The organism is Pseudomonas sp. FW300-N1A1 (assembly GCF_058789115.1).
Map to the genome: position 1 here is coordinate 1 of NZ_JBYTBK010000060.1, position 22,003 is coordinate 22,003.

15 protein-coding genes and 4 pseudogenes are annotated in these 22,003 nt (G+C 57.8%); 10 read left to right on the plus strand and 9 right to left on the minus strand.

Annotation, left to right across the window (positions count from 1 at the left end; genetic code table 11):
* Positions 1-123 precede the first annotated feature (123 nt).
* Positions 124-981 (minus strand): TauD/TfdA dioxygenase family protein, encoded by an 858-nt coding sequence (locus AC3WQN_RS24305; RefSeq protein WP_103402047.1) that lies wholly within the window; start codon positions 979-981, stop codon positions 124-126.
* Positions 982-1,663: 682 nt separating this feature from the next.
* On the opposite strand from AC3WQN_RS24305, the pseudogene AC3WQN_RS24310 reads away from it, so the two are divergent.
* From AC3WQN_RS24310 to AC3WQN_RS24325, 4 genes and pseudogenes are all read left to right on the plus strand, one after another.
* Positions 1,664-1,798 (plus strand): annotated as a pseudogene (locus AC3WQN_RS24310) (3-keto-5-aminohexanoate cleavage protein); the annotation flags it as partial.
* A gap of 96 nt (positions 1,799-1,894) precedes the next feature.
* Positions 1,895-3,226, plus strand: a complete 1,332-nt coding sequence (locus AC3WQN_RS24315; protein ID WP_103402048.1) for an MFS transporter — start codon at positions 1,895-1,897, stop codon at positions 3,224-3,226.
* A pseudogene (locus AC3WQN_RS24320) lies at positions 3,223-3,567 on the plus strand (DsbA family protein); the annotation flags it as partial. The gene AC3WQN_RS24315 and the pseudogene AC3WQN_RS24320, both read left to right, overlap by 4 nt.
* 14 nt (positions 3,568-3,581) lie before the next feature.
* Complete coding sequence (locus AC3WQN_RS24325) at positions 3,582-4,592, plus strand: YeiH family protein (RefSeq protein ID WP_103402049.1); 1,011 nt, start codon at positions 3,582-3,584, stop codon at positions 4,590-4,592.
* 76 nt (positions 4,593-4,668) lie between these two features.
* On the opposite strand, the gene AC3WQN_RS24330 is transcribed toward AC3WQN_RS24325, so the two are convergent.
* Positions 4,669-5,775 carry an AraC family transcriptional regulator gene (locus AC3WQN_RS24330; RefSeq protein WP_103402050.1) on the minus strand — a complete coding sequence of 369 codons (1,107 nt, stop codon included), beginning with the start codon at positions 5,773-5,775 and terminating at the stop codon, positions 4,669-4,671.
* A gap of 465 nt (positions 5,776-6,240) precedes the next feature.
* Positions 6,241-7,278: an AraC family transcriptional regulator gene (locus tag AC3WQN_RS24335; protein WP_103402051.1), complete on the minus strand. Its 1,038-nt coding sequence runs from the start codon at positions 7,276-7,278 to the stop codon at positions 6,241-6,243.
* Between the two features lie 109 nt (positions 7,279-7,387).
* On the opposite strand from AC3WQN_RS24335, the gene AC3WQN_RS24340 reads away from it, so the two are divergent.
* Positions 7,388-8,485, plus strand: a complete 1,098-nt coding sequence (locus tag AC3WQN_RS24340) for an alpha/beta fold hydrolase (protein WP_492589305.1) — start codon at positions 7,388-7,390, stop codon at positions 8,483-8,485.
* 94 nt (positions 8,486-8,579) lie between these two features.
* Here the strand turns inward: AC3WQN_RS24340 and AC3WQN_RS24345 are convergent, their stop codons facing one another.
* The 3 genes from AC3WQN_RS24345 to AC3WQN_RS24355 all read right to left on the minus strand — a co-directional run bounded on the left by AC3WQN_RS24345 (position 8,580) and on the right by AC3WQN_RS24355 (position 11,870).
* Complete coding sequence (locus AC3WQN_RS24345; protein ID WP_103402052.1) at positions 8,580-10,229, minus strand: 3-(methylthio)propionyl-CoA ligase; 1,650 nt, start codon at positions 10,227-10,229, stop codon at positions 8,580-8,582.
* Positions 10,230-10,411: 182 nt separating this feature from the next.
* Positions 10,412-10,891 carry a 2,4'-dihydroxyacetophenone dioxygenase family protein gene (locus AC3WQN_RS24350; protein WP_103402053.1) on the minus strand — a complete coding sequence of 160 codons (480 nt, stop codon included), beginning with the start codon at positions 10,889-10,891 and terminating at the stop codon, positions 10,412-10,414.
* Positions 10,892-10,997: 106 nt separating this feature from the next.
* Entirely contained in the window at positions 10,998-11,870 is an 873-nt protein-coding gene (locus tag AC3WQN_RS24355; RefSeq protein ID WP_218277368.1) for a TauD/TfdA dioxygenase family protein, read from the minus strand.
* A 653-nt stretch (positions 11,871-12,523) separates the two neighbouring features.
* On the opposite strand from AC3WQN_RS24355, the pseudogene AC3WQN_RS24360 reads away from it, so the two are divergent.
* The 4 genes and pseudogenes from AC3WQN_RS24360 to AC3WQN_RS24375 all read left to right on the plus strand — a co-directional run.
* A pseudogene (locus AC3WQN_RS24360) lies at positions 12,524-12,979 on the plus strand (AraC family transcriptional regulator ligand-binding domain-containing protein); the annotation flags it as partial.
* Positions 12,971-13,369, plus strand: a complete 399-nt coding sequence (locus AC3WQN_RS24365; protein WP_492606962.1) for a helix-turn-helix transcriptional regulator — start codon at positions 12,971-12,973, stop codon at positions 13,367-13,369. The pseudogene AC3WQN_RS24360 and the gene AC3WQN_RS24365, both read left to right, overlap by 9 nt.
* 664 nt (positions 13,370-14,033) lie before the next feature.
* Positions 14,034-15,374 (plus strand): tetratricopeptide repeat protein, encoded by a 1,341-nt coding sequence (locus AC3WQN_RS24370; RefSeq protein WP_103402057.1) that lies wholly within the window; start codon positions 14,034-14,036, stop codon positions 15,372-15,374.
* A gap of 79 nt (positions 15,375-15,453) precedes the next feature.
* Positions 15,454-16,780, plus strand: a pseudogene (locus AC3WQN_RS24375) (IS1182 family transposase); the annotation flags it as partial.
* A gap of 372 nt (positions 16,781-17,152) precedes the next feature.
* Here the strand turns inward: AC3WQN_RS24375 and AC3WQN_RS24380 are convergent.
* The 3 genes from AC3WQN_RS24380 to AC3WQN_RS24390 are packed head-to-tail and all read right to left on the minus strand — an operon-like array spanning position 17,153 to position 21,315.
* Positions 17,153-19,369 carry a DUF3604 domain-containing protein gene (locus AC3WQN_RS24380; protein ID WP_103402058.1) on the minus strand — a complete coding sequence of 739 codons (2,217 nt, stop codon included), beginning with the start codon at positions 19,367-19,369 and terminating at the stop codon, positions 17,153-17,155.
* 39 nt (positions 19,370-19,408) lie between these two features.
* Positions 19,409-20,407 (minus strand): HupE/UreJ family protein, encoded by a 999-nt coding sequence (locus AC3WQN_RS24385; protein ID WP_103402059.1) that lies wholly within the window; start codon positions 20,405-20,407, stop codon positions 19,409-19,411.
* Positions 20,407-21,315, minus strand: a complete 909-nt coding sequence (locus AC3WQN_RS24390; RefSeq protein WP_103402060.1) for a peptidyl-prolyl cis-trans isomerase — start codon at positions 21,313-21,315, stop codon at positions 20,407-20,409. The genes AC3WQN_RS24385 and AC3WQN_RS24390 overlap by 1 nt, the downstream gene beginning before the upstream one ends.
* A 184-nt stretch (positions 21,316-21,499) precedes the next feature.
* Between AC3WQN_RS24390 and AC3WQN_RS24395 the strand changes: the two genes are divergently transcribed.
* Positions 21,500-21,847: a hypothetical protein gene (locus tag AC3WQN_RS24395; protein ID WP_103402061.1), complete on the plus strand. Its 348-nt coding sequence runs from the start codon at positions 21,500-21,502 to the stop codon at positions 21,845-21,847.
* Positions 21,848-22,003 lie beyond the last annotated feature (156 nt).

Below are 22,003 nucleotides of genomic sequence, written 5' to 3' on the forward strand. Positions count from 1 at the left end.
ATGGGGGTGTATTCCCACCTTGTGTCGAATGATACTAACGCGAATTGACCGCGTCTGAAGGGGCAGCACTCGACCCAAAGGAGACGCTCGAAAGCGTCTATAGGCTCAGGGCCGACTTACTTGTCAGTAGGGTTTGTCGCCGATGATGGCCGCGCGCTCCATCTTGCGATGGCAGGGCGGGTAGTCCATCACTGCATAGTGCTGGGTGCAGCGGTTATCCCATATCGCCACGCTGTTGTTCTTCCAGCGCCAACGGACCTGGTACTCGGGGTTGTAGGCCTGGCTGATCAGGTACTTCAGCAGGTCGACGCCTGTTTGGTTGTAGTCCTGGCCGACACGGACACGTCCCTGGCTGTGGTAATTCACGAAATGCGTTGCGTAGGCATTGACGAATAGCACCTTCTCGCCGGTTTCGGGGTGGGTACGCACTACCGGATGCTCGGCATCCGGGTACTGCGCCTTCATTGCCAAGCGCTTTTCCTTTGGCATGGCGGCGGCGAAGGAAGAATTGAAGCTGTGGTTGGCGATCAGGCTGTCGATTTCCTGCTTCACGTCGATTGGCAGGTTGTCATAAGCCAGCACCATGTTGGCCCACATAGTGTCGCCACCGGTCGGTGGGCATTCGATGCAACGCAGTACGGCGCCCATCGGAGGCGATTCACGCCAAGTGGCATCGCAGTGCCACGCATTCTCGTAGCGATCCGCTGGATGTTCTGGGGTCTTGTAGATTTGCACGAGACCGGGGGCATCCGGGTGGCTGGGGAGCATCGGGTGGGTTTCAAGCTGTCCGAGGCGCAGGGCAAATGCTTCGTGGTCGCGGCGTGAGAGCTTGGCCAGATCCTGGTCACGCAGGAACAGCACCTTGTATTTCAATAGCGCCGCGTAAATTTCGTCGAACAGGCCGTCATCGCGCACGGCGTCGCCAAGATTCACGTTGAGCAGTTCCGCGCCTATGGCACCGGTCAGTTGTTCGATTCGCATTCCGTCTCCATTTCATGGTTAATGGCCGGGCCGTGGGCATGGCAGGTGAAGTCGTGCCTTGATTTAGGGCGGCGCTTGTTATTGTTGGTCCAATCTTTGCGGGTGCGGCGGGGCGGGATAGGTGTATCCGACGGATCTTCTGGCCTGTATCAGCAGAGCAGGGGGGCGCGGGCCCATAATAGATTGCACTCGAACGACGCTATGGGCATTGCGGGACAATTTCTTCGCGTGTTGGGACGCCGGTTACGCGACCGCACCAACGTCGGAAAGATGTCTCGATTCCCCGAGCAACAGTCCGAAGGCTTCTCGGCCGGACAGGCGATAGGACTCCTCCAGCAGCCAACCAACCGAATCGCATTCGGATCGGCGAAGACACTGGCCGGCAGCTTGGCCAGCCGCAGCATACGAAATGGATCGAGCCCACTGAGCGGGCAACCTGCGCATAGTTGGTAAGGTCGACACTTCGCGTCAGGTATACATACTTTTCATCATGTCCCAGTTTCGCAAGATTGTGTCCTGAAAAGCTTAGTGCGGGACACCCTGTCAGGGCTACCTTCAGGCCGTCAACCGAGAATAGATGGAGGTAGATAATGGATACACACACTGCAATGCGCATTGGTCAACCGCTCGCCGCAACGCGGCAAGTCGATGCCGATGACCCCGGTGTATTCAACCCCATGCCTGGAGCGGCATCGATGGCTGTTTCGATGGCCCGAATCCGTTCAACTTCACCCACCGCGTGCAGGACAGTTGCACCCTGACCGCCGAATCCCTGCTCAATAACGTTCTGCCGTTCAATACCATGGCCCTGGCCATGTAGATGCACCCGCGTGTGTGCATTGAAGACACTATCGCTCGCCGTACAGCTACACGCTTGATAACAACAATAAAACCAAGACATTGAGGAGGCTGCATGGCCTTTCACCCAATCGCCGCCGACGATGACGACTCCGGTGGAGTCGGCGTTGCGCGCCAATATGCCTGGATCGTCTTTGCACTGACGTTCGGCCTGTTGATTTCCGATTACATGTCCCGTCAGGTATTGAACGCGGTGTTTCCGCTGCTCAAGGGTGAGTGGGCCCTGAGTGATGGTCAGCTCGGTCTGCTCAGCGGCATCGTGGCCCTGATGGTGGGCCTGCTGACGTTCCCGCTGTCGTTGATGGCCGACCGCTTCGGCCGGGTCAAAAGCCTGGCGTTGATGGCGCTGCTCTGGAGTGTGGCCACCCTCGGCTGCGCCTTGGCGCAGGATTATCAACAGATGTTCATCGCACGCTTCATGGTCGGCGTCGGTGAGGCGGCCTACGGCAGCGTGGGCATCGCCGTGGTGATCTCGGTGTTCCCCAAACACATGCGCGCCACGCTGGCCAGTGCCTTCATGGCCGGCGGCTTGTTCGGCGCTGTTCTGGGGATGGCCCTGGGCGGTGCCATCGCCGCCAAGTTGGGCTGGCGCTGGTCGTTCGCCGGCATGGCCTTATTTGGCCTGGTGCTGGCGGCGTTGTATCCACTCATCGTCAAGGAAGCACGCATTGCTCCGCAACGTCGCGCGCAAGTGGCGAACAAGGCAACGGCTACGGTCAAGCGTCCGCTACGCACGCTGTGGTCCAGTCGTTCGGTGGTGGCGACCTATGTCGCCAGTGGCTTGCAGTTGTTCGTCGGCGGCACGGTGATGGTGTGGATTCCCAGTTATCTCAACCGCTACTACGACATGCCCACGGATAAGGCCGGTGGCATGGCGGCGCTCATCGTGTTGTGCAGCGGGGTGGGGATGATTCTGTGCGGCATGCTCAGCGATCGGCTGTGTCGCCATTCGCCGGAACGCAAGGTCAGCCTGGCCATCGCGTTCTGCCTTGGCAGTTGCCTGCTGTTGTCGGCGGCTTTTGCATTGCAGGCGGGGCCAGTGCAACTTCTGTTGATCTGCCTGGGCATGCTCATTGCCACGGGCACCACCGGCCCTAGCGGGGCGATGGTGGCCAATCTGACCCATTACTCGGTCCACGGCACTGCGTTCGCCACGCTGACCCTGGCCAACAACCTGCTGGGGCTGGCACCGGGGCCGTTCATCACCGGCCGGGTGTCCGACCTGATCGGCCTGCATGCCGCGTTTCAATTGGTCCCCCTGGTCAGCCTGGCGGCAGCGGCCGTGTTCTTTTATGCCAAGTGCCATTACTACAAAGATATCGCCCGCCTTCAGGGGCAGCGCGTGCCTGACCCTGTCAGTGAAGTCGGATTAGAGGTGAAGTTGTGAGTCGTCGTTTACTTATAGATGTATTTTTCGATTTTATTTGCACTTGGTGCTTGATCGGCAAACGCCAATTGGAACATTCGCAGATGCAGTTTCGCAGTCGCCACCCAAATGTGCAGATCACCAGGGTGTGGCATGGAGTGCAACTGCGGCCTCATTTGCCGGTACAAGGTGAACGCTTCGCCAATTTCTACCGTAAGCGTTTGGGCAATGCCGACGCTGTGACCCTGCACCAGGCCCATGTACAGCCAGCTGCGGCGGCAGTTGGACTGGCCATTGTTCTGAGCCGCATTGCGACGATGTCCAACACCGCAGACGCCCAGGCGTTCATTGCCATTGTTTCCGAGGAGTCCGCGCCATGAACGCCATTGCTCTCACCCGTATCCACAGCCGCACGCGCGAACTGGCACCGGGGTTTATCGTCAGCCTGATCGTGGCGGCCGCCGCTTCGTTTTTGTCCGAGCATTATGGTGCGCCGGTCATGCTGTTCGCCTTGCTGCTGGGCATGGCCCTGAATTTTCTTGCTGACGATGGGCCCTGCAAGGCCGGCGTCGAGTTCACTGCTCGTACGGTGCTGCGCATCGGAGTGGCGCTTCTGGGTATGCGCATCACCCTGGAACAGATGGCGGCGTTGGGCTGGAAGCCGATGGCGCTGGTGGTGATCCTGGTGGTAGTTACCATCGGTGTCTCGGTGATCGCGGCGAGGTTTCTGGGTTTCTCGCGACTGTTCGGGATGCTCACCGGTGGCGCCACGGCGATCTGTGGCGCCTCGGCAGCGTTGGCGCTTGCAGCGGCATTGCCTAACCATCCGCAGAAAGAGCGCGCCACGCTATTCACGGTGATCGGCGTCTCGGCGCTTTCGACCCTGGCGATGATCGTCTATCCCATGATTGCCAACTGGTTGTCACTGTCGCCGCAGGTGGCGGGGGTGTTCCTCGGGGCCACCATCCACGACGTGGCCCAAGTGGTCGGCGCCGGCTACGGCATGTCGACCGAGACTGGTGACACGGCCACGGTAGTCAAGTTGATGAGAGTTGCCATGCTACTGCCAGTGATTGTCACCGCTGCGATGATCACCCGCATGCAGGGCGCCGATCCGACCGGCAAGCGACCGCCGTTGCTGCCGTGGTTCGCTGTCGGATTTCTGATCCTGGCCTGCATCAACAGCACTGGCTGGGTGGCCCCGGTGGTGCAGGGTTCGGTCAATGAATTGTCGCGTTGGTGCCTGGTGATTTCCATCAGTGCCCTGGGGATGAAGACCCGGCTCAAAGAGCTGGCTGCGGTCGGCATAAAACCGATCCTGCTGATGGTGGGTGAGACGGTGTTCCTCGTTGTGCTGGTGCTCTTGTTACTGCACTGGGGCCTCTGAATACAGGCCACCCATAGGTTTTATGGCAGGGCTTCACTGGGTTGGCTCCTCGTTACAGTGAGGCTCTCGACCGGTGTCATAAACACCGGTTTTTCGCGGTGACTGTACCAGCAGTCGCCGTTTTTTTTTGCCGTGTGCTCAGAAAGGCTTGGGGGCGACCGCGTCCGTTGAGGGGGGAACCGGACGGTTGCTGCGCGCTACGCCACACTGCCGGCGGCATGCCGAACTGGTTGATGAACCAGCGGGTAAAGGAACTCGCCATGGAGAAGCCGAACATGTCGGCAATGTGACTCAGCGAGTTGTTCGGGTTTTCCAGATAGCGCAGCGCCAGGGCGCGGCGCACATCATTGATCAAGTCGTTGAAGGCGTAGCCGTCATCCTTGAGGCGACGTTGCAGGGTCCGAACTTTCATGCCCTGGGACTGGGCGATGTGCTCAATGGTGGCGCGACCCATGGGCAGCAGCAGGTAGATGGCCTTGCGCACTTCGAACAGCAATGAGGCGCCTTCGTGGTCCTGCAGCGAGTCGAGGTAGTTCTGCGCATAATGGGCCATGGCCGGATCGGCATGGGGGTTGTCCGTGTCGAGGCTAGTATTGGGACAAACGATGCCATTGAACTCGCTGCCGAACTCCAGGTTGCAGCCGAACAGGCGCCGATGCAGGTGCAGGTTGTCCGGCGGCTGGTGCATGAAGTTGACGCTGTAAGGGTGCCAGTGCGAGCCGAGCAGGGTCGAGCACAGACGGAACATCACGCCGATGGCCAGCTCCGTAGCCTGGCGACTGGGCATCGGCGACTCGGTGACCATCTCTGTACGAATGATCGTCATCTTGCCGGCCTCTTCAACGAGGATCGCCAGCGAATCGTTCATCAGATGACGGTAGCGCACCATCACCTGCAACGCTTCGCGCAGGGTGCGCTGATGGCTGAGCAGCAGGCTGACCACGCCGAAGTCCGAAAGCTGGCGCGACTCGGCCATGCTCAGGCCGAAGGTCTGACAACCGCTGGCGGCAGCCGAATCTTCCAGCAGGCGCACGGCGGCATCGATGGGAATGCGGTATTCGGGGGCTTGCAACTGAGCCTTGCTTAGGCCGACGACTGCCATGACGTCATGCGGGTTGAATCCCAGGTTCTGGGTGACGTCCAAGTATTTGGTCAAGACGGCGGCGCGAACAAGCATAGGCATGCGTAGTACTTCCCGGGGCCGATGGCGGCGGTCCATTTCTCATCGAAGATGTGTTGAGTGCGAAGACGGCGTTCTGATGACCCTGGCAATACTCTTTCGGTGACCCGGGTGACGGAGTGCAAGTAGCGCGATCAGATTCAGGATCGTGTTTTTTTGCATCACCATCGAATTGTCGGGTGGACTCGAATTCGGAAACCGATGGAGCAATCAAAGATCCAATCGCGGGCGGGATACGTGTATCCGCCAGATGTTGCGGTGCCCTGTCAGCAGAGCAGGGGGCGCTGACCCATAGTAGGTTGCACGAGAACGAGGCTATGGGCTATGCGGGACAATTTCTTCGCGTATTGGGACGCTGACAATGGGCCATGGTTGGGCGGCGGCGTCAGAAACCTCGAGGATTCGACAGGTTCAGCCAATGTGGCTGGCCAGGAGGCTTCAGAGTTGCCCACGAACCTGTCTTTCTATTTATTCAGGCGATATGGGCTCGGATGCCGCCTTGCTCTCTCGATAGGAGGCGGCCCAAGCCGAGGGTGTCTTGCCAAACTGGCTGCGGAACCAGCGTGAAAAGTCACCGGCAGAGGAAAAGCCAAGAAGTTCGGCGACCTCATACAATCGGCGTTTGCTGTTGGCCAGATACTCCTCAGCGAGTTCAGCACGTACAGCATTGATGATCGTTGTGACACTCTCACCCTCGGTCGCCAGGTGTCGGTTAAGGGTGCGTCGATGCACGCCAAGATGCTGGGCAACGCCATCGACGGAACACAGCCCGCTTGGCAGCAGCATCTTGACGATCTGGCGCGCCCGCTGCGCTGGCTCGTCACGCAGGTTAGCCAACTGCATGTCCAGCGATCGCTTTATCTCGCGATGCAGTGCCGGGTTTGCAGTAAGGATCGGCATGTCCAGATCTCGCCTTCGACAAACGATGGCATTGGACTCCTGTGAAAACTCGATAGCTGTTCCCAGCACGCGGTGATGCACTTCAAGGCTGACAGGGCGCTCGTGAGTAAAACTGACTCTTACCGGGCGTAACGTATTGCCCGTCAGCATGCTCAGCGTCCGCAGTCCGATGCCAGCCGACTGTTCGATAGCCTGGCGCCAGACGCCGTGATGGCCCTGCATATTCACACCTAAATGCAGCAGGACCAGGTCGCCTACATCCTCAAGCCGCAATTCCACGCCAGCGTTATGCAGCCGCATATAGCGAGCGCAAGATTGCAAGGCCGCGCGAAGTGTTGGTTCTTCGCGGATGAGCAGCGCCAGCATGCCAAAGTTGGAAAGGTGTCTCTTCTCCGCGAGCAGCAGTCCGAAGGCCTCTTGGCCAGACAGATGGGCTGACTCCTCCAGCAGCCACCCAACCGAATCGCTACTGATCATGATATTCGAATCGTCGAGTGCACTGGCCGGCAGCTTGGCCAGCCGCAGCATACGAAAAGGATCCAGTCCCACTGAACGGGCAACCTGCTCATAGTTGGTAAGGCTGGCGCTTCGCGTCAAGGTATACATGCTTTCCCTCATGTCCCAATTTCACCAGATTGTGTCCTGAGGAGCTTAGTGCAGGACACCCTGTCAGGGCTACCTTCAGGCCGACAACTAAAAAAGATGGAGGTAGATGATGGACACACGCGCCGCAATGCGCATCGGTCAGCCGCTCGCTGCAATGGAGCCAGTGGATGCCGACGACCCTGATGCATTCAACCACTGCTTTGCCGAACTCAACGGCATTCGCATGCATTACATCGACGAAGGACAGGGCCCGCTCGTCATTCTGCTGCACGGTTTTCCCTACCTTTGGTACATGTGGCGGCGCCAGATCGTGGCGTTGGCCGAGGCCGGCTTTCGAGTCGTTGTCCCCGATCAACGGGGATTTGGGCAAACCGATCGCCCCGACTCCATTGAAGCCTATGACATGAGCCAGGCAGTCGGCGACATGGTTGGCCTGATGGCGACTTTGGGCGAAACGTCCGCGGTGATCATTGGACACGACTTGGGTGCCTGGGTGGCCCAGGCAGCGGCCATGCTGCGACCGGATCTGTTCCGTGGCCTGGTGATGCTCAATACGCCGGTGCCACCGCGCGGCAAGGTCAAACCGACCGTAGGTTTGCAGGCAATGGCGAAGGGCAGGGTGTACCACCACCTGTACTTCCAGCAGCTCGATAAGCCGGATCGCGAGTTGGCCAGCGATCCGCGCAAGACCTTGCGCAGCGTCTTCTATTCGATCTCCGGCAGTGCTGTCGGGGCTGAACGCTGGCGCCTGTTCGTCGAGCCTGGTGAGCCCATTCTCAATGCCTTCACTGAGCCAAAGGAGGGGTTCCCGTCATGGTTGAGCGCACGGTCGCTCGACTACTACGTGGCTGAATACACGCGCACAGGATTTACCGGTGCCCTGAACTACTACCGCTGTCGCGACCGGAACTGGGAAATCACCGCGTTTCTCGACGGTGCGGTGGTACGCCAGCCGAGCCTGTTTATCGGTGGTGCTGCCGACCCATCACTTGAACCGGTCGAAATACGCAGTCTCTACGAGCAGCTCGACACCTATCTACCCGGACTGCAGAAGAAGGTACTGCTACCCGGCGTGGGTCATAGCGCCGCGGAAGAGAGCGCCGATCAAGTCAATGAATTGCTCTTGGCGTTTCTCGAGCAGTTGGAACGGCAGGTGCTAGCGTCCAGCGATATGACGCTTGAGCAAGAGGCACGTTTAGCCACTTGATAGCGTCGGTGCAATGGCGGGGCGAACGGTATCGGCATCTGCCACCGTTGGCCCTGCCATTGCACAGGCAGGACTGGATTGCTCCTTACAACGCTCAGCCGACAGCTTTGGCCATCAGATGGTCGCCGAACTGCTCCCGCAGACGGTTCTTCTGGATCTTGCCCGTAGCGCCCAACGGAATTGTGTCGACAAAGATCACATCATCCGGCGTCCACCATTTCGCGATCTTGTTTTCATAAAAGGCGAGCAGTTCTTCCCGTGTCAGTGTTGCTTGCGGTTTCCTGACGACGATCAGCAATGGGCGCTCGTCCCACTTTGCGTGTTTCGCGGCAATGCAGGCCGCCTGGAAAACTGCCGGATGGGCCAGCGCAATAGTTTCCAATTCGATGGAACCTATCCATTCGCCACCCGACTTGATCACATCTTTGCTGCGATCGGTGATCTGCATGAAGCCATCGACATCGATGGTCGCCACATCGCCGGTTGGGAACCATCCTTGACCTGCGTGCTCGAGCAGCAGCGAACTGTTTCCTTCGTTCCTGAAATAATCGCGCACCACCCATGGCCCACGTACCAACAGGTCACCTGAAGTTGCGCCGTCCCAGGGCAATTCCAGGCCGTCAGCGCCGACGATCTTCATGTCGATGCCAAACACCGCTCGGCCTTGCTTGGATTGCACGGCATAACGCTCTGCCGAAGACATTTCAACGTGCCTGGCCTTCAGGGTGCCGACGGTTCCGATAGGGCTTAATTCAGTCATCCCCCAGACGTGCAATACCGTAACGCCATAGGTTTCCTGAAACGTGTGCAGCATGGACGGGGGACAGGTCGCGCCACCAATGATGGTGCGTTTCATGCTGGAGAATTGCTGGCCCGTTTTTTCCAGATGGCCAAGAAGGCCTTGCCACACCGTCGGGACACCCGCGCAGAGTGTCACCTGCTCGGCTTCGAGCAACTCGAAAAGCGATTCTCCATCCAAGGCAGGTCCGGGCAGTACTAGTTTGGCCCCGACCATGCACGCGATGTAGGGAAGCCCCCAGGCGTTGATATGGAACATCGGCACAACGGGCAGGATCACGTCGTGCGCCGAACAATTCAGGGCGTCAGGTAGCGCGGCCGCATAGGTGTGCAGCACCGATGAGCGATGACTGTACAAGACCCCTTTCGGGTTGCCCGTCGTGCCAGAGGTGTAGCAGAGCGTACTGGCGGCGTCCTCGTCGAAAATCGGCCAGGCGTAGTCAGAGGATCCCTGTTGAAGCAGATCTTCATAGCACAGCAGGTTGTCGATTCCGGCGTCTGTCGGCATGTGGGCGTGATCGGTCATGGCGATGAACGCCTTGACCGTATTGCAGCGACCAGCGATGGCCTTGATCAGCGGCAGGAAGGTCAAGTCGAAGAAGATGTACTGGTCTTCGGCGTGATTGGCGATGTAGGCCACCTGGTCTTCATGCAGGCGAGGGTTGATGGTATGCACAATGGCACCCATACCGGAAACGCCGTAGTACAACTCCAGGTGACGATAGCCATTCCAGGCCAGCGTGCCGATCCGGTCGGAGGGTTGGACGCCCAGGCTGGTCAGTGCACTGGCCATCTGGCGCGCGCGACGGTGGCAGTCACGGAAAGTGTAGCGATGGATATCGCCCTCCACCCTCCGGGACACGATCTGCGTATCGCCATGATGGCGATCGGCGTGCTCAATGAGCGAGGAAATCAATAGCTGCTTTTGCATCATCAAACCATTCATGGCATCGCTCCGTTCGTAAGTCTGTGATCGGGGAGCGGACAGGCAGCCAGGCCCTTGTCAGATTCCGCGTCAAGACCGCGAACCGAGACAGCCTGTTTCCCTCCCCTGGATCTTTGCGATCTGGCAACTGCCCCGGCTACCCCATGAAACCGGGGAAGCCGGGTTTTCTCATGAAATCCAGATCAGTTGAATGCCGTCAGGTCTTTCGGTGCGATGTCATGCTGCTCGCAATAGGCAAGATAGCGCTGCAACCCGGACTTCCAGTTTTCGAGCGCGACGATGTTGTCGTTCCCGTCCAGGAACGCCAGATCGCCATTAACCTGAACCAGCGTAAGCACATACCCGTCTGTGCTTCCCGTGCTGACGACTTCAGGTGTGTGAGTCGATCCGGCAGTCTCATACACGATGCTGCCAGGGCCGGCGATCCAGTCATGCTCTTTGTATTTCCACTGGCCTTCGATCGTGTAGACCATCACCGTACCCGTGTGGTGGTGCTTGGGGAGTTGCATGTCGATCGGCGACTTCATCATGACGATCCATTCACCGCGGATCGGGTCAAGCTTGAAGTACTTCAGCAGGACGTTTTCCGCATAGGGCGTAAACGGAATCCACGGCAGCGATTCGCCATCAATGACTGCGGTGTCGATGTGTTCGTAGAGCATGTCTTTCTCCATTGATGCGGTTCAGATCGAGTATTTGCTGGCAACCAAGGCCGCCCGACCATCTCTGATGGACGGATGTCCTGGATTCTCTGGGGGACTGTCAGGATCAGGTGAGCGGGGTGCCCGCCAGGGTGGCGCGCAGCATCTTTCTTGGCGCATTGCCGTAGTCAGCCACCGCGTAGTGCTGAACCTGCAGGTTGTCCCACATGGCAACCGTGTTGGTTCGCCATTTCAGACGTACCTGGTACTCCGGAATCGCAGCCTGAGACATCAGATAGTTCATCAGGTGATGAGCCTCCGGCATGAAGTCCTGACCGTAGCGGATGTCCTCGAAGTTGAAGAAATTCGAGAAATGGGTGGTGAACGCGGAGTTGACGAACAGCACCTTTTCGCCAGTCTCTGGATGGGTAAGCACTACCGGGTGTTCAGCGGCAGGGTTCTTCGCGGCCATCGCATGACGTTCTTCGAGTGGTAACTGGGCACCAAAGGTCTGCTCGGCACCGTGCTTTGCGTACAGGCCGTCGATTCGTTGCTTGATGGCCTGTGGCAGCTTTTCGTAAGCCATTACCATGTTGGACCACATAGTGTCGCCGCCAGTCTCTGGACCCATTTCGCAGCGCAGTACCGCTCCGCGGGGCGGCGCCTTCTTGTAGGTGACATCGGCATGCCAGAGGTTTTCGCGGCTGGCCTTTTCAACATAGCTCTTGGGCTTGCTCGGATCGAGATTGCGGTACAGCATCAGCAGCTTGTCCGCCTCTGGATGGCTCGGCGCCAGGGGATGTGCTTCCAGTTCGGCGAATTGCGCGGCGAAGTGCTGTTGCTCCATGGGGGTGATGTCCTGGTCGCGAAAGAACAGCACTTTGTGTTTCAACCACAGTGCCCTGATTTCCGCGATCAGTTCGGGGTCCTGGGCAGCGTCGGCCAGGCTGATGTTACTGAGCTCGGCACCGATGGCGGGCGTGCAAAGCTCCACCTTGATCGAATGCTGGCGCACCGACGACCGGATAATGGCGGGTGCCGAGGGGGAGGCTGGTGAAGGAGTGTCTTGGGCTGCGGCGACTTTTGTCATTGTTGTCTCCAATCTACTTATACGACGGTGCGCAAAATGTGCATCCGGTAGAGGTAATTGGCCCCTGCCATTTGGGCAGAGGTCCCGGCCCTATAGTAGGTATCGCGGGCGCGATGCTATGGGCATGATGGGACAGTTTCTTCGCATATTGGGACGTAGAGTCGCGAAGTCATTCCGGGAGGGCGGAAACGAAAAATGTGCGATGCAGGCTGGACGCAGCGCTTTTGGCCGGACAGCGACGGTCTAGCCTGGACCGCCGCTGTGGAGTTCAGACCCCCGCCTGTTCTGACGAGTACTTTTTTCAGGGAGGATTACCCCAGGGCCGTGCTATGTCGCGCTTGCTACGGTGCAAAACGTTGCTCCGCCTGGATGACAACGATGGAGGGTTTGCTTGTAAAACGTTAATCATTGGCCGACAAGTCGTTTCCCCGCACATCGAAGTAGACCGTCGTTATGCATCTGCATAATCAACTCGGGGGTGCAGGAACTGGAGGCTCGCGGCCTGGACTTGCAGCGATTGCAAGCCGACTGGGGCGTGAGTTTGACCAGCCTGCGCCAGCCCCATGTGCGCCTGCCGGCGTTTCTGGGAAGTGACACGCGAACTCAGTGGTGATCCAGCCATCGGCCTTGCCGCCGCTCGCCAAAGTGATCCGGGACAGTTGCTCGGTCTGGCCTATCTGATGCAACTGATGCCCAGTCGGCCAGCGTCGCTGGTGGAGTTGTCGCGCTACTGGCCACTGTGGACCGGGCACATGGCATTACAGGTCGAGGACAAAAACGGACTGCTGCACGTTGCCTTGCTACCCGGTCATGCCTTGCTGCCGGCAGTCGAAGAGCTGGATTTCTGGGGCGCGCTGCAAATCCAACACCTCAAAGGTTTGCCCGGTACCACTAATGCCATTCGCGAATTATGCCTTCGGCGGCCACGCCCAGAGAACCCGGAGCCTTGGCTGAAGCTTGCCGCAGACCTGGTGCGGTTCGATGCCCCACGCGATGAGGTGGTGTTGGACATGGACGCTCTGCGTGAGCCACGCCCAGCCGGCAGCCCGGCAGTCTGCAATGTCCTGGCGAACTCGTTGAAGAATTATGCAACGCAAACCAGCCGTGAATCGGTACTTGAAGCGGTGGCTAACATCGTGCTGATTGATCTGGCGCACGCGCCTGGCCTGGATCAAACCGCCGAACGCCTACACATGACCTCACGCACATTGCATCGGGCTTTGCAGCGCGAAGGCTGGACATTCAACGCTATTGTTGAAATTCAGCGACGGTGCGTAGCTCGCGATTTGCTCTCGAACAGTGAACTGACAGTGAGCGAAGTGGCTGAACGATTGGGGTATCGAGAGGTATCAAACTTCAGTCGAGCCTTTCGCCGTTGGTATGGCGTAAGCCCTGGTGCCAGGTCGTGATGGAGTATCTGTCATTGTTGAATGATGTGCCGCCCTCAAGACCGGGACCTTCCGGCCATCAATGGTCGTAGTGAATTCAAAAGTCGCCCAGTAGAAACCGACGCCGACTTCAGCATCCTGGAAATCGTAGAAAAGCCCACCAGCACAGAGAAAATGAAACTGAAGGAAAGTCATTGGAAGCAATGGCTTCTGACTCGCGACAGCGTATTGAATGGAAACTGAAGTCAGATAGCGGGGATGGGATTAGAAATGCGTCAGACAAGCATTGAATCACCCGTGGTTTCGAGAGGTCGCTACCGTCAACACAAGAGCGAAAGTGGCCTGGCTCGACGGACTGCTTTTGGCCGATTGTTGCCGGTCCGCAAAGGCTGTAATCGACCGAGGCTGTGTGAAAACGTTCTCGACCAGTAACGGCGATCTAAATCGGGTCAAATAACGCGATCCCACGCAAGTTTCAGGTCTTGATTCGACCAAGAACTCCGGCAGATTTCACGTAGCAACGCAGACCTAAAAAATGATGCAGGCGTTTTTACACAGCCTGGGCCAGAAGCAGCCATTCACGTTCCGTCGGAAAAGTGTCTCTGAGCCACATTCGGGGGGACAATCGAGAGCGATCTTCACATCTCGATCATGTATGCCCTTAGGGCGTGGTCAGGAGGAAACCATGAGCAAACGCGACAAGCGTGGCAATCCTGTTTCCTATGGCGTGCAGGAGGCGATCGATGCTCTGGATAGCGCTTGCGACTTGCTGCATGCCTACCAGGCCGATCCTCTGGCGGCGGCTGACAAAATTATCGCGCAGCACCCGGATTTTGCGCTGGCCTACGCCTTTCGTGCTGGCGCGATTGCAACTGCGACCGACAAAGCGTTTGACTCAGAGCTGTTCAAAAGTCTGGACGCGGCAGAGCGGTTGGCACCGAAAGCGAATGATCGCGAGCGGCAGCATATCCATGCCGTACGCGCTTGGTTCGACGGCGACTGGGAGCGGGCAATCGAAACCTGGGGGCGTGTTTCGATGGAGCACCCCCGCGATCTGCTGGCACTGCAATTAGCCCATTTGGGCGACTTCTATCTAGGTTACTCGCACATGCTACGTGATCGCGTGGCTCGTGTGATGCCGCGCTGGGATAACCAGATTCCTGGCTTTGGCTTTGTGAAAGGGATGTATGCCTTTGGCCTGGAAGAGGCAGGGGATTACCGGCAGGCCGAAGAGCAGGGGCGCGAGGCTGTTGCCTTGAACCCGCAGGATGGCTGGGCAGTGCATGCCGTCACCCATGTCATGGAAATGCAGGGCCGTAGCGAAGAGGGGGCCAAGTATCTTTCATCCAGCGCCAGTGCTTGGGCTCCCAATAGCATGTTTGCCTTCCATTTGTGGTGGCACCAAGCGCTATTCCTCCTTGAGGCCAATGATGTGGCGGGCGCGTTTCGTCTCTTTGATGAGGACATTTCAGCGGGTGGATTTGGTCAAGCGCTTGAGCTACTTGATGGATCAGCGCTGCTCTGGAGACTCTCTCTGCTCGGTCATGACGTTGGAGATCGGTGGAAAGGACTGGCCGAAAGATGGGAGTCCCGTTGTGAAGACGGCTTCTACGCCTTTAACGACGTGAACGCGATGATGTCATTCGTGGGTTCTGGAAACAGCCGTGCACAAACTCAGCAGTTGGATACCCTGAAGCGGGCCGCTGCTGGCACTGGTACCAACGCCATGATGAGTAGAGAGATTGGTGTGTCGGCGTGCGAAGGGTTGGTGGCGTTTGGTCGTGGGGATTACGCCCAGGCTATAGCGTCGTTGATGCCGCTACGAGCCAAAGCCAACCGCTTCGGCGGTAGTCACGCGCAGCGTGATGTCTTCTCATGGACGCTGACCGAAGCCGCTATTCGCCTTGGCAACCGCACACTTGCCGAGGCACTGGTTGCCGAGCGCCTTGCATTGAAGCCTGAGAGCCCGATCAACCGCGCCTGGAAAATGCGCGCGGGTCAATTACAGCCGCTGCATGCGCGATAGCAGGAAGTCCGACCAATAAGGGGACAGATCTATTTTCTCCGGGGCTTGCAGAAACCTTGTAGGAGCGGGCTTGTCCCGCGATGAACTCGATCTGGGTGCACTTGGGTTTGAAGGTGTCGATCCTGCTGCAACGGGGCGTCCGGCCTACCATCCCGCGATCTTGCTGAAGATCTATATTTACGGCTACCTCACTCGGATTCAGTCCAGCCGCCGGCTTGAGCGTGAGGCCGAGCGTAACGTCGAGTTGATGTGGCTGACGGGGCGTTTGGCTCCAGACTTCAAAACCATTGCCGACTTTCGCAAGGATAACGGCAAAGCCATTCGCAGGGTATGCCGCCAGTTCGTAGTGCTTTGTCGCAACCTCAATCTCTTCTCTCAATCGATCGATCGCCATCGATGGCAGCAAGTTCAAAGCCGTCAACAACCGTGACCGTAACTTCACCCAGGGCAAGGTGAAGGCACGCATGCAGCAGATCGAGCAGAGCATTGACCGCTATCTGGCGGCGATGGATTCGGCGGATCGGGCAACGCCCGAAGTGGCCGAAGCCAAGGCCGAGTGGCTGAAAGAAAAAATCGAAACCCTGAAACAGCAGATGCAGAAACTCAAGGATATCGAGGCGCAGCTTCATGACAGTCCAGACCAGCAAATCTCTCTTACCGATCCAGATGCACGCTCAATGGCCACGAGCGGCCGAGGCACCGAAACGGTTGGCTATAACGTACAAACAGCCGTCGACGACAAGCACCATCTGATCATTGCCCATGAGGTGACCAATGTTGGCAATGACCGGGCGCAACTCAGCAATATGGCGAACCACGCGCGTGAAGAGATCGGCGCTGAGTCGCTGACGGTGGTAGCCGACCGAGGTTATTACAAGGGTCTGGAAATCCTTGCATGCGAGCAAGCCGGCATCACCACCTTCGTACCGAAACCCCTGACATCTGGCAGCAAAGCCGAAGGCCGATTTGGCAAGCAGGACTTCATCTACGTTGCTGCATCGGACGAGTATCGATGCCCTGCGGGGCAATTACTAACCAGGCGGCATTCGTCGATGGAAGACGGCATGTTATTGCATTGTTACTACTTTTCGGGCTGCCAGTCCTGCGCAATGCACAAGCAATGTACGACGGGTAAGGAGCGCCGTGTGAAGCGCTGGGAGCATGAGGCGGTAATCGACGCAATGCAGGTTCGGCTGGAGCATGACCCGGGGAAGATGGAGGTTCGCCGCCAGACTGTTGAGCATCCTTTTGGAACGCTCAAATACTGGATGGGAGCCACCCACTTCCTGACCAAAACACTTCCGCGGGTAAGTACCGAAATGAGCCTTCATGTGCTCGCCTACAACCTCAAACGAATGATGAGCATCTTCGGCATCGCAGGACTGCTTGAAGCGATCAGGGCGTGAATCCAGCTGCTTGCTCGCCCGTTAGTAGCCGTTTCCCAAACGGCATTACGAACGTCTATGTGGCTGACTAGGGCAATTTGCGCTTCCGTCTGCTGGTTTCGCAGGCAACGTCCGTAGCTCTCAGCTTTCGACGTATTCAGTGCGTTTTCACACAGCCTGGACCCAAAGCAACGGGGCTTGCAATGAGGGGGAGTCCATATACGGACTTCCATCGATGACTGCTTTCGGTAACAGTGTCCATTCAAGTATCAATGTTTGGATAAGTACATGGGGGTCGATTCGCGAACAGCTTTCTTTCTGAGCTGCGGCAATATCGGTTCGTGGCAATCTGCCAGTACCGATGTATGCAGAGCATCGGTGCTGGCTTCGGCGCTACTTGACCTCCTCAACCTCATAATTCGCATAGCCGAACTCGTTGCTGCGAGCCGCCATGTATTTGCCGTTTTGCTCGAACACTGTGGCCTCGAAGGGTGTGCCGCCGAGTGTTGTCACTAGATGCCCGTCCTTGATTTCATATTTGGCCGGCACGCCAAACTGGCCGTCATGCAGCATATTCAGGTATTCCCCTTGCGTAGGCGGCTTGCCATCGACGCTGGTGACCAGGCGTTGGCCTTCGGTGCCATAGACGATCTCGAACGTCTGGCCGGTGACGGTATTGCGCACCTTGATGGTTTTGCCCACCACGTAGGCTTGTAACTGCTCGTTAGTGAGCGCTTTGGCGCCTTCGGTTTTCAGCTGATCGATGGTTTTGCCAGCAGCGACAAGCTTGCTGTCCTCAACTTTCGGCGTGTACCAGATGGGCGAGGTCCACGCACGTTCCTGGACAGTGGCCGAGACGTCGGCCGGCGGCGGTACTTGCAGCTTGGCCGCGTCATAGGTGCTCCAGCGCGGGGTCGGAATCTGTAGCACGCGGGCGTAGTAGAACGCGTGCTGGGCCGGATCGAAATCCGGATCGACCCAGACTTTTTTCAGCTCGGTGGCACCAATGGTATTGGTGTAAGTCGCCTTGGAAACATCGACCGTGGAGCCCACCGGTGGGATTTTGCCGGTGGCCTGGTCCAGTTGGCGATCACCGGACCAGGCGACGTCGTAGATCTTCTCGAAGGTCTGGCCGTTTTTGGTCCAGCCCTTGATGATCTGGATTCGGTCGAGGTTGCCATCGTCGACATCCTTGACCGCCCACACCACGAAGGACGGCGTCTGTTTACCCTGTTTTGCCGGCAAGTCGCCGCCCATGGGAACGCCCTTGGCGTAGGCCGCATGCACCCAGTCTTTTTCATTCCACAAACTGCTGTCGAAGCCCCAGCCACCAAACATGCGCACGGGGATGCGCACGCCACTGGTGCCATAGACTTCTTTACGCTTCATGGCATCGAAGATCGATTCACGGGTGTTTTCTTCGGCCCAGACACCGGCCAAACCGGACGTGCTGGTTTGCAAGGCCATCAAGCCTGAGTTCTGTTTGCCGGAAAGACGTGCCGCCGGGGTGCTGTCGGTAAAGCCGTGGGAGCCGAAGTTGTAGCTCTGCGAATAAGGAATCACCCCATTGTGCGAGTCGCTGGCGCCGACCACGCCCATTTTGTAAGGGTTGTATCCACGAGCTTGCTGCAAAGCCATGCCGTTTTGCCAGGCTTGCCTGATGTAACTGCCATTGAGTTTCGACGTGCTGTTGTCGATGCCGAGCAGGAAACTCATGATTTCATAATTGGCAAATTCGTCTGTCGGCGACAGTTCGGGGTGGGTTTCCGAGGTGCCCTTTACCTGGTGAACTTCGGTAAGGGATTCATTACGCATCCGCGTCTCGGCCCAGGCGGCATCGATGGGGCGGCCACGGTCATCTACGTCCACCGGAAACATCAGGCCGTTGCTGAGGTTGGCATTGTGGGAGATTGCCAGCACCTCGTTGCCTTTTTTGCGTTGATCGTCCATCCAGCCCCACAAATCCTCCGGTTTGTCCGAATCGATGGCCGTGAAGGGCAGGTCCGGCACCTTCTTCGAGTCGCGGAAAAACACATTGCGGTGCATGTTTTGATTGTTGGGGGCTGAGGTCCATTCATAGGCGACAAACGTGGTGAACTTGCCGGGCTTGTAGTACTTGTCGGCGATGGCGATGTTCTGCTGCCAGATATTGCCGGCAACCTTCGGATCAATCAGCTCCTTGATCGGGTGGCTCAAGCTGCCGGCGATCCATTTGAACACCCGGTTGAAATCTTCCGGGGTTTTGACAATCAGCTTTTGCGCGATGGGCAGCTTGCTGAAGTCTGACTTTGGATCGTTGGCCAGGGCGATCACGCCCACGTATTCCGAGTGGTCGGTTACGCCATGGAAATCCAGCGGGCGACCCTTGAGTTGCACTTCAAACCCCATTGGATGCTTGACCGGCATCCCAAGTGAGTATTGGTACGCCTGCTCGGGATCGACCTGGTGGTTGCCGATCAGGTAGGCATCAATCGACCAGGAGCTGTGCGAGTGCGTTTGGCCAAAGTAAACCTCGCGATCCGGGTTGCCCTCTGCCAATGCCAGTGTGCTGATAGTTAGCACGGCACAACCGAGCAGTGTTGGCGCGGTGAAGTGTGTAGGGGTTTTCATATTCCACGTCTCCGGAATACGGCAATGACAGGGTGCAACTCAGGACAAGAAACTCGAGACTCTTTCGAAAAACCAGAAGGCAGCCAGCGTACCCAACCCGTAAGAAGCAATCGGTCGGGCATACAGGACTGCGGGCCGTGGCAGTCGACAACGCAGCAACAGTGCTCGCAGGCTCAACACGACGGCGACGAACATCAGCTGGCCGATCTCGACGCCGACATTGAAGGTGAGCAGCGCCAGCGGCAGGTCGCGCTGCGGCAAACCGATTTCCGCCAGCGCACCGGCAAAACCGAAGCCATGCAACAAGCCAAAACAGAACGCGACCACCCATGGCCACTGGAGGGTGAAACTGGTTTCATCACGGTTCTTGCGGGCGATTTCCACCGCCAGCAACAGAATGCTCAGCGCAATCGTCGCTTCCACAGGAGGGCCGGGCAGCCGCACCGCACCCAGTGTAGCGAGTGCCAGGGTGATGGAATGGGCGAGGGTGAATGCGGTGATGGTCTTCACCAGCATCCAGCCATTACCCACCAGCAGCAGGAGACCGAAGACGAACAGCAGGTGATCGAAGCCTCCCAGGATGTGTTGGATGCCATGAACCAGAAATGCACCGGCCACCGAGAACGCTCCCGGCGTGGCAGCGATCTCTATCCAGGGTTGCGCAGGGTGGACGAGGGTGGTCGTCAGGCTGCCGTCCAGGCGCGAGACACGCACCAGCACATCGGTGATGCTCGCTTGCAGGCCGATGAATTCAATACGTTGTCCGACCAGTCTTGCGGGACCGGCTTCAATGACCCGACGCTCGATCAGTGAATCGTTCAGTTCGCTTTCCACGGGCTCAACGACAGTGCGCACACCTTCGGCAAACCGGAGCGCAATCGGCAATCGCATGCCTGAAAGCACCGGCGTGCGCCACAATACGTCATAGCGCCCGACGGCCATTTCGTTGAGTTCCAGGTAAGCGGGGCGCGACTCATGGGCCATAGCCGTTAGCCCCACGAACCAGAGCACCAACAGCAGCCATACCGTGCACCTCATCACGGCCGCTCCGTGTGTGTGGCGGCAATCGCACCGGCGGAAGCAGGTATCATCACCACGACCTCATAGCGTGCTTTCAGCGCATCGAAATTCGCGCGTTTCGATGCGCTGCGTTGTTCGGACAACCAATCGGACCTGACCTGCTGGGCCACGGTTTCGAAGGGCGGAGGAGGTGATTTGGCCAGCGCATCAATCCACACTAGATGCCAGCCAAAACCCGACTCCACAGGCCCCACCCAACTCCCCGGCGGTTGCTTGAACAATGAAATGGCGAACATTGAACCAAAGACCCGCGCCACCTGATCCGGGGATTGTTCTGAGTAGGCGTTTTTAAACATGAAGGCATCGCCTTCACCACTGTTCTTGTCAGACAGCCCACTGAGTGCGGACTGAGCCTGCGCTTGCGCATCCGCACCACGTTTGTCCAAGGCGAAAAACAAATGATGGAAGGTCAAAAGTGGCGGCGGGGCATATTGGTCCTGATGCTGGTTGTACCAGGCCTCAAGTACGCCGGGTGCCGGTTCGCGAAGTGACGCTACATCCTCGGCGAGGAAATCCATTTTTTGTGCCAGACGGCGGCGAATAATAGTGTCGTCTTTGTCCAGGCCAAGTTTCAGCGCTTCGCGATAGAGGATTTCCTCTTTCACATATTCCTCAATCAGACCCTGTAACTGTTGCTCCGATGCGGGGCGTTGCCAACGCGCCAGCCAGGAAATCGCGATCCGCTGAACAACTTCAGGGGTGATTTCGATGCGTTGCGGATCTTGATCAAGGGTTGAACGGTGTAAACCTCCGTACAGCACAAAGAGTGCAAAGCCCGCGATCAGAAAGTGCGATAACGGCTGGCGGAGGCATCGCTTGATTAACGAAAATCGAGATTCTTTCGCTTCGCAGACGCTTAAGTTCATGACTTATTGCCCCACGCTATACTGCGAATAGTTTTCGCGGCAGGGTGGAGTATTGCTGCTGTACCGGAACTTTCCATCAAGGCTAATCACGATAAGCACTAAGGTTTAGTAGCAATCGAATTAACCAATTCCCCAGGGCCGTCCAGTCTTGCACCTATACAGCCCGGGACGGAGCGCCCATTTGATGAAAGGACCGCTTGTTTTCGCCGCGATCATCGAGGCAGCCACTGGCGTGGCGCTGATACTGGTCCCGTCGCTGGTCGGGCAACTTCTGCTTGGCATCGAACTGACGGGCGTCATCGTCCCTGTGGCCGGCATCGCCCTCATCGCATTGGCCATCGCCAGTTGGCCCGGACCAGCAATGCTCGGGATGTTGATCTATAACGCAGCCACTACGCTTTATCTCGCCTACGTTGGTATCTCGGGGGAAGCGAGTGGGGTCTTATTGTGGCCAGTGGTCGTATTGCACGGGATCATGACGATACTTTTGATTCGAGCAATGGCAAGCCAGACGAGGAACTCACAGACGTAGTCAACGCTTGGCTGTGGTTCGCACCTTCAGTCTGGCACTCAAGATGCCGAGGTGAGGAGGAGTCCATCCCATTGCTTCTGGCCGATTTCTGCCTGTCGCGATTGCCCATGGATGCCTGCTTGATGGTGCGAGCGAGCTTCTATGCTTGTATACAGC

What these genes read in the sequence shown, in the direction of transcription:
- AC3WQN_RS24305 (WP_103402047.1), bottom strand. Translation starts at nt 981, where the DNA reads ATGCGAATCGAACAACTGACCGGTGCCATAGGCGCGGAACTGCTCAAC.
- AC3WQN_RS24315 (WP_103402048.1), top strand. Translation starts at nt 1,895, where the DNA reads ATGGCCTTTCACCCAATCGCCGCCGACGATGACGACTCCGGTGGAGTC.
- AC3WQN_RS24325 (WP_103402049.1), top strand. Translation starts at nt 3,582, where the DNA reads ATGAACGCCATTGCTCTCACCCGTATCCACAGCCGCACGCGCGAACTG.
- AC3WQN_RS24330 (WP_103402050.1), bottom strand. Translation starts at nt 5,775, where the DNA reads ATGCCTATGCTTGTTCGCGCCGCCGTCTTGACCAAATACTTGGACGTC.
- AC3WQN_RS24335 (WP_103402051.1), bottom strand. Translation starts at nt 7,278, where the DNA reads ATGTATACCTTGACGCGAAGCGCCAGCCTTACCAACTATGAGCAGGTT.
- AC3WQN_RS24340 (WP_492589305.1), top strand. Translation starts at nt 7,388, where the DNA reads ATGGACACACGCGCCGCAATGCGCATCGGTCAGCCGCTCGCTGCAATG.
- AC3WQN_RS24345 (WP_103402052.1), bottom strand. Translation starts at nt 10,229, where the DNA reads ATGAATGGTTTGATGATGCAAAAGCAGCTATTGATTTCCTCGCTCATT.
- AC3WQN_RS24350 (WP_103402053.1), bottom strand. Translation starts at nt 10,891, where the DNA reads ATGCTCTACGAACACATCGACACCGCAGTCATTGATGGCGAATCGCTG.
- AC3WQN_RS24365 (WP_492606962.1), top strand. Translation starts at nt 12,971, where the DNA reads ATGGACGCTCTGCGTGAGCCACGCCCAGCCGGCAGCCCGGCAGTCTGC.
- AC3WQN_RS24370 (WP_103402057.1), top strand. Translation starts at nt 14,034, where the DNA reads ATGAGCAAACGCGACAAGCGTGGCAATCCTGTTTCCTATGGCGTGCAG.
- AC3WQN_RS24380 (WP_103402058.1), bottom strand. Translation starts at nt 19,369, where the DNA reads ATGAAAACCCCTACACACTTCACCGCGCCAACACTGCTCGGTTGTGCC.
- AC3WQN_RS24385 (WP_103402059.1), bottom strand. Translation starts at nt 20,407, where the DNA reads ATGAGGTGCACGGTATGGCTGCTGTTGGTGCTCTGGTTCGTGGGGCTA.
- AC3WQN_RS24390 (WP_103402060.1), bottom strand. Translation starts at nt 21,315, where the DNA reads ATGAACTTAAGCGTCTGCGAAGCGAAAGAATCTCGATTTTCGTTAATC.
- AC3WQN_RS24395 (WP_103402061.1), top strand. Translation starts at nt 21,500, where the DNA reads ATGAAAGGACCGCTTGTTTTCGCCGCGATCATCGAGGCAGCCACTGGC.